Annotated in this window: 3 protein-coding genes and 1 pseudogene; 2 read left to right on the top strand and 2 right to left on the bottom strand. The window is 63.5% G+C overall.

Annotation, left to right across the window (positions count from 1 at the left end):
- Positions 1–191: 191 nt before the first annotated feature.
- Together ONR75_RS10060 and ONR75_RS10055 are read left to right on the top strand one after the other, a co-directional pair.
- Positions 192–410: pseudogene (locus ONR75_RS10060) on the top strand (transposase); the annotation flags it as partial.
- 761 nt (positions 411–1,171) lie between these two features.
- Positions 1,172–1,891, top strand: coding sequence for a hypothetical protein (locus ONR75_RS10055; protein ID WP_265082454.1), 720 nt, complete (start codon positions 1,172–1,174; stop codon positions 1,889–1,891).
- Positions 1,892–2,387: 496 nt separating this feature from the next.
- On the opposite strand, the gene ONR75_RS10050 is transcribed toward ONR75_RS10055, so the two are convergent.
- Together ONR75_RS10050 and ONR75_RS10045 are read right to left on the bottom strand one after the other, a co-directional pair.
- Complete coding sequence (locus tag ONR75_RS10050; protein ID WP_265082453.1) at positions 2,388–6,545, bottom strand: filamentous haemagglutinin family protein; 4,158 nt, start codon at positions 6,543–6,545, stop codon at positions 2,388–2,390.
- A gap of 176 nt (positions 6,546–6,721) precedes the next feature.
- Positions 6,722–11,053: a beta strand repeat-containing protein gene (locus ONR75_RS10045; RefSeq protein ID WP_265082452.1), complete on the bottom strand. Its 4,332-nt coding sequence runs from the start codon at positions 11,051–11,053 to the stop codon at positions 6,722–6,724.
- Positions 11,054–13,081 lie beyond the last annotated feature (2,028 nt).

The following is a 13,081-nucleotide window of genomic DNA, read 5'->3' as shown; positions in this document are numbered from 1 at the left end:
TGCGCACTTGACCAACTTGTCTCACGGAATTCGAACGTCAGCGCGTTGTCGCGCTTCCACGCCGAGAACGACCAACAGGGCGTTCATATCCGCACGGTGGCGCTGCGGCAAGCACAGACAAACCCGCAGTCTTGATTGTCTAGCTGACCGTTCAGTCGCGCGAAAATATGAACTATTCGTGACAGTCCTGCGCGAGGGTGCAGTGGCGCAAGGTCGCCTATCAATTGCAGCTCACGATCCCGAAGCTGGCCAGGCTGATGCACGCGGCCAAGCCCGCCGTGCTGGCCTTCATGAGCTTTCCGGCGACGCATCGAGCCAAGCTGCACTCCACCAATCCGATCGAGCGCCTGAGCGGCGAGATCAAGCGCCGCACCGAGGCGGTCGGCATCTTCCCCAATGAGGCTGCCATCCAGGATCACCGGCGCGATCCAGCTCCCCGCGTTCAATAGTGCAATAAAAGCGATTCAAAACGCGAAAGTTGTGATTTACTGGTCAGGATTTACGTTACATTTTTTAACAGCGTGAGGCTTTCGGTCGGATCCGCGCGATATCGCGATTCCAACATTTGAACACCGCGCGCAACGTTTCCAGCATATTGCATAAGTTGGCATTCGCGCTTGCTTCACGTTCGCTGCAACTCGGTGCAAGTTTTACTATTTTTTAATAGAGTTACCGGCGACACAAATGCAGTTGCGCAATTTTGATTCAAAGTTCGAAAACACCGCTTCAAGACCCGCAATCATCGTTGCAATCTTCAATATCAACGTTGCTAAGTTCAGGAATTCCGATTCAGGCTGAAAGCAGCGGAACGTTGGCGGAACGACTACAGAGCGCCACCTTTAAAGACGGCAGCTTGCCGCTCAACTGTGAGGTCCGCTGCTCATAACAGGGCTTTCACCAGACGGCAGACGACCCTCGATTTTCTTTCTGCCTTTTCGAGCGCCGGCACGACGTCGATAGTTGTGACATGCGCGACGCCCGTCCACGTAACAGCGGAAAATCTGGACCCCCTCACTCTGGTCAGCCAAGCACTTTGATTTTCTCTCTGGCTGAAAATTCTTCGCCGGCGCAAATTTTTGGCTTGCTTCGATGGAGCTCAGACTTGGATGGCCAAAACCTGCGTTCCGCGTAGGTGCCGCCGCCGCAACCTCATTTATCCACAGGAGTAGAGATGACCAAACCGATCACGAGACACCGCGCTAGGCAGGCGGATTACCAACGCGCTTACCGAGTGCAACAAGAATATCTGCGCAAGCCCTCTCGTGACGATGTCGCGCGACTCTCCACGCAATACAACCTCAAGGCCGCCAGCCTCGACCTCCCGGCGTTGCAGGCCGAATGGACGGAAGCCTGCGCGTCCAATTTCGTCGTCCGATCCGGCCGCAAGAACAAGGTTCGTACAGTCTCTCAAGCCGTACTGCAGCGGGGAAGTGCCGGAAGACATCGGCCGCGATCTGGTCGTCCTGCAGGATCTCTCCTCGAGGCCCAACGGTGGTCGCGGCGAGCGCATCGCGATGAGGACCGCCACAATCGCCCGGTCACGATCTGCGTCCCCGGTCGAACTCAACAGCTCGACCCGGTCCAGACGCTCAGAGGAAGCGACCCAGACGTCCATTGCCAGGCGAAATTGCCCGGGCCTGGTGAGGCATTCCGGCACAAGGCGTTCAGGATCTCGCTTTGCAGCCTTGCATCGTATAGCTGCTGCTCCGACCGAACCGGAGGCGCGCCGCGTGCAACATCGCGAACGAGGATAGCGGCCTGCTGCGACGTGTACCGGGCGACCAAGCCCGATCCGTCGATTATTTCGTCCAACGCCGCGCGCGGCGCGAAAACGCCGTTGACCGATCTTGAAACGACGCTGGCAGACTCTTTGTCTGACAGAAGGATTTGATATCCACTGATGCTGCTGAACGCTTCCAGCGCTTCGGACAACGGTCTTGCCGGGATTTCAAAGGATCTCGGCTGGTCGTCCACCATGGTTCGCGGCGATTGCGCGACAGCATCGGCAATTCAGACTATCAGACCCAGCGACACAGACACGCGCGCGGCCACGAGCTTAACGCATCGGGTCGGCAATCTCTGCGCCTGATGCATCCTTTGCCGTTGACGCACACTTATTTCCACACGCTTCGCGGCTGACATGCTGAAACATCGTCGCTTCGACAGACAGCAACCGTTCCGCTGAACTGAAATATACAACGTAACGTCTAGGTCGTGGATTATAACGGTTTGACGACGGCGGAAATCGGCTCAGCTCGAGGTTGTAATTAGCGTCGCAAGAGCACGGCGCGACTACTCCACCCGCGGCAGCCCAACCGCAGGCGGACGATTTGCCCCAACTCCCAACTGACCGATCGATGCCCGCGGCATCGACCGCGACTATTTACTCACTGAATCCCGGCAGACGCCCGCTTTTCGGCAGCGAGACCCGCCACCTGTTCGTCAGTCAATTCACCGACGCCGAGCACCTGGTACGGGCTGCTTGCGTCGTAGCTTTGCTGGCCAGGATTCTTGCGACGACGATCCGCATCGCCGTCATTCGGCGTCTCTCCGGTGCCACCGCCATAGCCCAACACCTCGACGATGATGACCGATGGACCGGCGGAACCGCTGCCCTGGCTCGGTGTCTCTGCCTGCTTGGCGGCGGCACCGGCGGTGTTCGACGCCTCGGTCAGCCCGGTGATGTTGGGCGCCTGGACGGTCGGCAGGCCGGTGGTGGCGCCGCTGACCTTGAAGTTGTCGGCATTGACGATGCGTAGGGCAGCGACCGAGAGATTGCCGGCGGAGCGCACGCCGGCATCGCCGGCATCGACGGCACCGCGCGGCGCCAGCAGATAGACGTTGGGCGCAGCGGTACCGACGTCGGGCGGCAGCGCGGCGATGCCGGCGCCCGATGTCGAGCCGGCCTGGTCGGGCTCGGCATAGAGATTCTCGCCGATACGGATCTGCACCGGCGGGAAGTTCGGCGTAGTCTTGGCGCCCTGCCCGGCGTTGAGATCGGCATTCGACGACCACATGGTGATGTCGCCACCCTTCACCGTGAACAGCCGGCTCTGGTTGAGCAGGAAGTCGCCGTCGGTGAACGTGTTGATGGATCCACCGCGCTGGGTCAGAACACCTTCATAGCCTGGCGGGATCGCCTCGATGGACGATATGTTCGCTGCGGTGTTGGTGCCGGTGGAATGATATTGCGGGCTCTGCAGGCCGTAGGCCGCATAGTTGCGCCGCGCCGCCTGCTGCGCGGTGCTGACGACCGAGCCGGCCAGCACGCGCCCGCCGGGGCCGAGGATGTTGATATTGCCGCCATTGATGGTCTCGATGGCGGCCAGCCGCAGATCGAGATCGCCGGTATGGACGATGGCGCCGTCATTCGCGCCGCCTTCCAGGCCGTTGGCGGTATAGCCGAGCGAGGCCGGGAACAGCGTATTCACCGCGGCGTAACCGCGTGAATATTTCAGGTACGACGGCCCGCCCTTGATCGACGGCGCCCGCAGCTCGTCGAAATAGACCTCGTTGATCAGGAACAGCCGCTGGCGCAGTTCCGGGAGGGTCAGGAAGGCCTGATAGGCCTGCTGTTCGGTCACGTCGCCGGTGCCGAACTTGACCTTCAACACATCCGCGGCATGGCTCTTCATCCAGTCGACGAGCTTCTTACCGTAGTCGCCGAGCGCATTCGCCGCGGTGCCCGGCGCCACATAGGCGTCACGCAACCCGTCATAATTCGCGCCCTTGGCGGTGCCGAATTGCACGGTGATGTTGGCGCCCGCCGCCGGCAGATAGGGATTCCAGTCGTTGCCCACCGTGATGATCCCCTCGCCGAAGCGTAGCGTCGATCCCAGGGCTCTCGGAAAATCGCCGTTTCCAGTCCCCGAGAAGTTCCAGTCCTTGATCTCGGCGGAGTTCAGGAACGGTCCCATGTTGCGTCCGGCCTCGACCATCAGGTCGCCCGGCCCGCCGAGGATGAAGGTGTTGCCCTGCACCGCGGGCTTGGCCGGCCCCGTCACGAAAGAGACATCGCCGTTGGCGGCGCGGGTGAAGGTTTTCGCTGCGGCGAGCGTCGTGGTGGCGATCAGGTCGCGGCCGGCGACGATGCGCGTCACATCGGTCGGGCTGAGATTCTGGCCGAAGAACACCATGTTGACAATGTCGCGCCCGGCTTCGATCCGCGCCTGCTTGGGCACCGACAGCGTCACGCCCTTGACCGCCGTGCCGATATCGCCGTCCGCGTAGATGGTGACCGGCGTGGCGTCGCCGGCGTGGGTCGTCGCGGCGTTATGCAGCCGTTCGAGCTGCGCCTCGCTCTTGCTGGCAATCACCTGCGGAAAATCGAACTGGTAGTAGATATTGGCTAGACGTGTGGTGGGCACAACGGTCACGATATTCGCGCCGAGGGTGAAAAGCCCCGGCAGATAATAGGGGTCGCTGTCGAGCATGGCGATCTGCGTCGGCGCGATGTTGCCGCCGGCGAAGACGCCGAGTTGTCCGACCGTGCTCGGTGTCAGTAGGATCGCGCTCGGCGCATCGTAATTGTATTCCGGCAGTGCTTTGTTCGCGTCGCCAACAAAGCCTACAGGTGTCGCGAGCGTGCGCAGATTCACATCGCCCAGCAGCGAGGCCAGCGTCAGCGTACCGGGATAGATCGCATAGGCGCCGGTGCGGTAACCTGTCAGAGCAGGCGCCACCATGCCGGTGTTGGTGACGGTGATGGCTCCGTTGGCCACCATGTTCAACGCACTGCGATCCGAATAGAAGCCGTCGAGCTGGCCGATGCCCATGACGCTGATGCGGCCGCCCGCCGCCAGATCGACAGTGGCGTCATCGATCCGGAAGTGGGTTTCGCTGTTCAGCACGATCGGGACAACTGGCCAATGCCAATGGTTGGATGGATCCGAATAGGCGACCGTGTTCTGTCCGGTCACAACGGGAAGGTCGCCGATGGTCCCGCCTGCCGAAAGCCGTACCGCGCCGCTCGGCGCATCGATCCGCGCCCCCAGAATGTCGGACCCGGCACGGATCGCGACGTTGCCGCCGCCCATGGTGAGCAACACTTTGGTGGCGCTGCCGTTCGCCGGCGTCGCCACGCCGGTGACGAGCGACGTATCGGCAACCGCGAGGATGTCCGACGCCTTGCCGCCCGCATCAATGCGGATATTGCCGCCACCCAGCGCGCCGATGCCGGCGCGGAACAGTTGCGGATTGATGGACGCCGTCGTGGCGTCCTGCGTCACGCTGCCGATCCGCCAAGGCTGATCGTAAGCGAGAGCAGGCAGCGATCCGTTCAGGAAGGTCACCTTCCCGATCCACGGCGATAGCGGCCAGCTGGCGTTCCGATTGTTAGCAAGGATGCTGAACGACAGGTCGCGGCGGCCGAGCACGTCGCCCTGGGCAGTCACGCCGATATCGCCGCCGCCAACGAGTTGCATCGTGTCGGCGATCACCACGCTGGCGATGTCCCTTCTCCCGTCGGCGGCCGTCAGACCATAGGTGAACACCGGCGGCGCGCTGAAGATCGAGGTCGCCGATGCCAAAGCGGTGATCTGCACCGCGGCACCCGTCGCCGGGTCGGGCAGCACCTCGGAGATCGAAGCGACGGGATGGCCGGCCGTATAGACCACCGCGCCGCCCAACTGCCCTTTGCTGATATCGGGCGTGGTGTCGGCGCTGCCGTCGGGCTTAATGTATTGAATGGTGCTGCCGCCGGTCAGGTCGACATTGCCGGCAGCGGCCATGCGGATGCTGCCGGTGCCGGTCCGCACCACGGTCTGGGGAAGCAGCGGGATGGTGATGGAGCCGCCGCCGCCCGGGATACCGCCAGGAAATTGTTGCAGAAACTGCGAGAACAGGGCAACGGAGATCGTGACCTGATGGTCACTGTAGTTTGGGTCGGTACCGGTCCAGACCTTCACGTGCGCATTCGGATCTGCGGCGAGAGTCTGGTTGATGAAGGTGGCGAAGTCAGTCGGCACTGTCGATGCGTATTGCAGAGTGATCGCGGCATCGGCCGAAAGGCCGGGGATCAGAGTCTGCAAATAGGTTAAGAAACTGGTCGAGCCAGTCTTGAACACAGACCCGAACGATCCGCTAAAGTTGAGCGCATCGATCATCTTGACCGAGAAACTGCTGCCACCACCAACGACGACCGCCGAAACGCTCATCGTTGAAGGTTTGGGGCCATCGACGATGAGATTGCCAGCCGAGGCCGCGGCGATGCGCAGCGGATCGGCGCTAGACATCGCGGCTCCCGCCGTCAGCCGATAGTCGGATGACGCAACGATTTTGCCATTCGGCAGCAACGGCATGACCACGGCGCTGGCGAGCGGATCGCCTGCGCCGCCAGCCCCGGCGCCCTGGGCCGCCGGCGAATTCCCGACCACGCTGAAAGGCATGATCGGCTTCGGCAGCAGCGCGCCACTGGTTACACTTTGAGTAAGCTGATCGATATACTGGATCCCATCATACCAATGCGTATCGAAGATATTTCCTGTGCCGGCGCCATTCGGATCGAAGTTACCAATCGGATCGTTCAGATAGGTTTGCCAGCTCACATAGCTTCCGCCGTTCTTCAACTGCCAGGCGTCAAGGTTCAGGACTGTGCCTGAGCCAGTTCCGCGCTTGGCGTACAGATAGGATTGATACGTCGCGTCATATTGATCGCGGAACTGGAAGAAGCCATCAGTGAGGCTGCCCTGAAGATGCAGATCGCCGCCGGCGCGTAGCGAGATCAGGGTGCTGCGCCGGTCGCTTTGCCGCCGACGCGATAGGTCATGGTGGTGTAGTTTGCCAGCAGGTCGGCCTCGCGGCCGGCGACGACATAATCCTGCCCGCTGAACGAATCGGTCGCCATCGCGCCCGCGGCCTTGGCGGCCGTCACATTGACCGTGCCGGCGCCGAGATTCCAGTTCGAGGCCAGAGTGATGTTGCCGTCGTGTTTCAACTCGACGCCGGGCCGCGCATTGAAATTGGCCTGCGCGTCGAGCCCGCCAAGATTTCCATAGGCCGCCGAGACGTCAAAACCCCGGACGAATTCGACCACGGTGCCGGCGCCGTTGTCGCCGAGGAAGTTGAGTCCGGCGACGGTGGCGAGCGTGCCGTCGGCATTGGCGGTGTCGAGGCCGGCCGTCAGATCGAGCGTGATCGCGTTGGTCGCGGCGGCGCGGGTGACTCCGCTGTAGAGACCGCTGGCGGCGACAGCCGCAAGATCCCAGCGCTTGAAACCTTCGAGATCGATGGCGCGTGCGCCCTTGATGCTGCCGGCCGAGGCGACGCTGACGTTCACCGTGTTCTTGCCATTTCCGTCGGTGACCACCGGCGCGCGGAAACTGACGATGCCGCCCTGGTCGCCCTGGACATACTGATAGTTCACGGTGCCGTTGCGCATGATACGCACAAGGCGGTTGCCAGGGCGGCTGGCCGAGGCGTCGACCGCCGCGCCCGCATCGATCTGGATGCTGCCGCTGTCGGCAACGGTGCCCTTGACGCTGCCGTCTGCCTGAATGACGCCGTGCCCGGTCAGGAAGTCGGTGCCGAGGGTGATGTTGCCGGCCTTGGCCTGCCGGGTATCGTCGGCGGCATAGCCGCTGGCATGGGTATCGAGTCGCGCGGTGCGTTCCAGTGTGACGCCGTTGACACCGTAGAGTTCAATGTCGCCGCCATTGACGCCTGACGTGTCGATGGTGCCGGCGATTTTGACTAAGCCGCCGTCGGCGGTCAGCTTGACCGAGCCCGATTTGAGAACCTGCCCAGCGGTGAGCTTGATGTCGCCGGTGCGGGTGCGCACGTCGAAGCCGCCAGTGAAGCCGTTGGCGACGACGCGGTCGTTCATGGCGACGAGATCGATGCCGCCATTGCTGTCGAGCGAGAATCTGCCGCCCAGCCCGCCCACACCACCCTTGCCGTTAAGGACCGCCGTGCCCCAGTCGACCGCACCATTCGGGGTCGCGAGCTTGAGATTGCCGCCATTGCCGCTACCGCCGCCGACCGACAGAAGCGCATCGCCGAGCGTAATGCCTGTGCTGCCGAGCGCGGTGAGCGCCAACGTGCCGCCGGGGGCTGCCACGGTCTGCGGATCGGCGGCGTCGCCGAAGGTTTTGCTGTAGCCCGGCGCTTCCAGCACCGCGCCGTTCGACAGCACGAGGTTGCCGCTCGCCGCCACGGTGAGCGAACCGGCGGTGGCACGCAGACGCGTTCCGGCGATCGAGATTCCATTGCCTGCGATGGTCAGCGATGAACCGGGAATGCCCGGAAGGTTGGCGACGTCGATGGCGGTTGTGCCGGCATTGCTGACGTTCACCGCGCCGGTCGTTCGCAGCGTCATCGCGGTCGCCGACTTCGCGGTCGTGCCGGCCACGGCGCGGTCGCCGATATAGGGCGCGATCAGGGCCAGGTTAGCTGAACCCACATCGATCACGCCATTGCTGGCGGTCGAGAACATGCCGTTCGCCGCGGCAAGGCTGACGCTCGCGAAATTGGCTGTAGCGAGCGTGCCGCTGCCGATCCAGATTTCGGTCGCGGCGATCGAGAGCGCGCCGGTGCCGGCGACCGGTGCGCCCGGAGCGCCCGGAGCGCCGGAATTGGCCAATTGCAGGCGCGTGGCATTGATCGCAACAGCGCCGCCCTGCCGCGACTCCAGCGTCGCTGCGTCGAAGGTCATGGCGCCGAACGAATAGCTGCCGTCGTCGAAGCCGATCGAACCCTGCGAGCGCAGCGTCAGCGAACTGCCCTGCGACAGCACCGCCAGCAATTGCGGGGTGATCGCCAGCGTGCCGGCGGTGACGCTGCCGGAAGTAAAGGCCAGCGCGCCGGCGCCGAAGGCAATGTCCTGGCCGCGCAACTGCGCGCCGCTGGCGATCGAGGCATTGTGCGAGGTGTCGAGGCCGATCGCATTGCCCTGCAGGGTCGCGTTGCCGACATTGAGATTGGCGGCGAGCCCTGCCGGGCTGCCGGGATTGGTGGCGGATACCGGCGTGCGCAGCCGCTGCACCACGCGCTGCGGACCATTCGCGACCCGAACCAATGCACCGATCGCGATCTGCTTTGGGTTCACGAACATGTTCGAGCCGCCGCTATCCTGCGTCGCAGTAAGGGTGCCGTCGATGACATAAGCGCCGGCGCGCTGGTCGCTCAACGCGCCGGTGGCGACGATCGTGGCGCCATCATTCAGAGTGAGGCTCGATGCGATACTGCCGCTCGGGCCGTCATCGACCGCGAACAGGATTTCCGGTCCCACCAGAGGATTGGCCGCATCGTTCGCGACCAGGATGGTGCGGGCGGTGAGCGCAAGGCTGGTGGTGCCGTCGGCATTGTCGGTACGGATGCCGCCGATCAGCAGGCTTTCGGCATTGAGCCTGTTCAGGCCGGCGGCGGTGAGGTGGATGGCGCCGTCGTTCGGCGCACCGGCGAGCGACGACACGATATCGATGTTGCTGCCGCTGATATCGACCTGCGCGCCGCGCCCGCCGGGCGCCGCAGCAGCCATCACGGTCGCATCGATGCTCAAGGCCGTGATTGGATTGAGCACGAGCCGGCCGGCGTCGAGGCCGGTGCGCGGGACGACGGTGCCGTTGCTCGTCGCCTTGGCGATCGCAAAATTGTTGCCGGAGGTCAGCACGATTTTGGAATAGGACCTGATCGTGTCCTGCGACTGGACGCTGAACAGCCGGAGCTGGGATTGCGACCCGCCCGAGAGGGCGTCGCCATAGTAGCCGGAGGTCAGCAGCGAGCCGTCGGCCTGGGCCACCGAGAGACCCGCCATGACGTTCTTCGCGCCGGTCTGCTCGACCACCCGCATGCCGCCCGGCAGCATGGCATATTGCGCCGGCAACAATGTGTACCAGCCCGCGGCTACTCCGTTGCCGCCGGACAGATAGACCCGCTTCCCAACTTCGGAAGCAGCCGTCAGGCTGGCGTAATTGGCCGAATAGATCGGATCGTAGGCTGCGACCGGCGCATTCGAGACGCCCGGCACGATGGCATAGACCTGCCGGCCGTCGGGATATTGATAGCCCACGCCGTTGATCTTGTTGGCGCTGTACTGATCGGAGTTGAACTGGCTGAGAACATCGCGCGAGCCGCCGGTGCCGGGAACGAATTCATAGGCATAGACGTCGCCGCCGCCGGTGAGATCGATGGTGGCGCCGGCTCCCAGGGTAATGCTGCCGGCGTTCAGGCTAAGCACCTTGGTGGGCGGCGCGGTCAGCGCATCCTTCACGGTCGGCGCGAAGTACCACTCCATCGTATCGGTAGTGGTGCCGTAGGGAATCGACAGACCGTTGGCGGAGACCGAGGTGACGCTGCCGGCGGCGAGGACGACGCTTTTTGTTGCCGGCGCATAGGTGGTGGTGAAGTCGGTAGTGGTCGCGGTGGCGACTGCATTGCTGCCAAGCGTCAGGGTGCCGAACGGCACCCGGACGACGCCGCCCTGGATGATATTCGCCGCCTGGATCAGCAGATTGCCGCCCGCCGAATAGGGTGCCGCGGGTGTGTCCGTGCCACTGCGGCCGATGGCGATGGTGCCGTTGGCCGCCGCCGAGGTGATGGCGAAGCTGGTGCCGGTGGTTGGGTAGATCTGCCCGGCGACCAGCGCCAGATCGCCATTGATCGCGATCATTCCTCTGAGCGACGGCGTGCTGGCGGTGACGCCCGAATAGGTCACTTGCCACGGCACCACACCGGTCAGGCGGATATCGCCGCTCGCATTGAAGCTCGCATTAGTGACCGATTTATCGAACAGCACGGTGCCGGCGATGTCGATCTGGCTGGCGCGGAAGGTGACGCTGCCGCCGGCCGCCGTTCCGGTGGTGACCAGCGCGGCCTGATCGACCTGGTTCTGCAGCGCTATATAGGGCGCTTCGATCGCCAGCGCGCCGTCCGTGGAAATCACCGGCGTGAAGCTCGCGGCCTTGCGGGACTCGAGCCCGCTGAGAGGCTTGGGCAGCAGGAAAAACGCACGGTCGAGCACCACGCGTGCGTCGCCGCGCGACGTGATGTTGCCCATCGCAACGAAGGTATCGAACCCGGCCTGCGCGATCATGTCGGCCGAGATGACGTTCGCCATGGGCGTGGAAGGATCGTGCTGGGTGAAGATCGGGGTGGAAAATTGCAGCGTTCCACCCTGCGCGGCGGCGCTGCCGCCCTGGGCCCGGATGATCGCCCCGGTCAGCGTCCCCCTGCTCCGGCAGACAGGGTACCGGCATCGCTCCAGACCGGTGTGCTGACATAGCTGGCGCGCTGGAAGGCGGCACTCGCGGTCAGAACATCGAAGGCGCCGGCGGCGCCGGACAGATCCAGCAGTGCGCCGGGACGCGCAATGAGAGCGCCGCCAACACGGATTGGCGAGGTGATCGAGGTACTATCGGTCGTCACCGTCGGCATGACCGCCAGCGAGCCGCCGCCGACCACGGCGCCGGCCGCAAACGCGTGGCCGAAACGATCGACGGCGCGCTGATTGAGGATCACCGAACCGGACAGATCGGTGACGCTGCCCGTGGCAAGCACCATGCCCTGGCCCTGGTCGAGAACCCCAACTTTGTAGATGGGGCGATTGGCGGCCAAAGTGAGGTTGGTGATCCCACTCAACTGGCTGGCATCGTTGAGATAGATTTTTCCGTCAGGCCGGATCGTGAAAATGTCGGACAGGGCGTGGATGCCGAACGATCCGCTGGTGGAGGACGTTGCGGCCAACGCGTAGATCCGCGGCAGCACCATTTGCTGGGTGATCGAGCCGCCGGCGATCCGGATCGAGCCCTCGTTCAACAGGGCGCCGACCGTCAGCGAACTGCCGGCCGCACCGGTGACGCTACCGCCTTGCGCGACCCGAAGCTCCAGCGCCCCGCCCAGCACCAGGCTGACCGCGCGCTGATCCCACGGACTGACGGCCACCGATGCCGTCAGCAAGCTGTTGACGTCGCCGCCGCTGTCCATGGCGAGTAACGCCTGGCTCTGGTCGGCGCTGAACATGTTCGGCAGCATCGACTGCTGCAGCGCGAGCGTCTGGCCCGCGCCGATGGTGATCGTCTGCACCGCCAGCAGCGCGTTGTTGCCGACGATTCCATTATTGAAGGTATTGGGTGTCAGCTCCGTCTTGGTCGAGGTGATGTTGTATTTGGCAAAGCCAGCGGTTGAAAAGAAATCGAACGGCAGCACCGCCCCCACCGAAGCCGGCTGGGTTCCCAATGCAAATTCAGGTGTAACCAGCGTGAAGGTGCCGCCGCCGCCGAGTCCGTGGGCAAGAATGGCCGTGGGGTCGAGTACCAGATGCGCATTGATGCGATCCGGGTTGATCGAGGTTCCTTCGAATTGATTGGGGCCGATGAACGCGTCGACCTGGAAGCCCGGGAAATGGTTGTCAGGATCCGTCTGATAGTAGCTGACATCCATCGACAGCGACAGGTTGCCGCCCCTTGCCGCGAGATCAACATTCCCCTTGCGATCAACCCGTCCCCCGCCCGACAGGTTGAGGGTGGACCCGGCGCCGACCAGAATGCTGCCGGAGATATCCCGCACCTTGGCGATATCAATGTCGGAGTAAGCCGCGGTGTCGACGGGCAGGTTGGTGACTGCGAAGGCGAGCCCTCTGTCGTCGAGCTTCTGCAGAATATTGGCCGCCGTCTTGATCGAGATCGCTCCGCCGTTGAGCCAGGCCTTGTTCTGGATGTAATCGAGCGGCGCGGTGTATTCATTGACCCATTGGCCGGCGACCGACAGATCGCCGGCAATGGAAATGTCAAAATCGCCTACCGCAGCAAGCTTGCCGGCGTTCGGACCGAGCAGCGTTCCGCTTCCGAGAATATAGGCGGTCTCCAGCGAAATCCGTCCTGAAGGTACCGTGACATCGCCGTTCACTGAAATGCGACGTCCTGCGGCCAACTGGAACAAGCCACCGGCATTAAGCGTGACGCTGGTACCGGACTCGACCGTGATTTTTCCAAGGGTGGACAGTGAGACCTGGCTGAGACCGGAATTCGACAGCTGACCGTCGGTCAGGACTATCGAACTGGCCCGGCTGGCAGGAATCACCGGCCCGGTGACCGGCGTCGGCGCGACGTATGTTCCAGTGTTGCCGTCGATCGTGCCGCGCGTCCAC

Source organism: Rhodopseudomonas sp. P2A-2r, assembly GCF_026015985.1.
Taxonomy (GTDB): Bacteria; Pseudomonadota; Alphaproteobacteria; order Rhizobiales; family Xanthobacteraceae; genus Tardiphaga.
Note: the sequence above shows the minus strand (reverse complement) of the source record. Positions and strands in the feature narration are given on the sequence as shown.

Excerpts from the sequence above, each read along its gene's own strand:
- ONR75_RS10055 (WP_265082454.1), top strand. The coding sequence starts at position 1,172 with ATGACCAAACCGATCACGAGACACCGCGCTAGGCAGGCGGATTACCAA.
- ONR75_RS10045 (WP_265082452.1), bottom strand. The coding sequence starts at position 11,053 with ATGGCGAACGTCATCTCGGCCGACATGATCGCGCAGGCCGGGTTCGAT.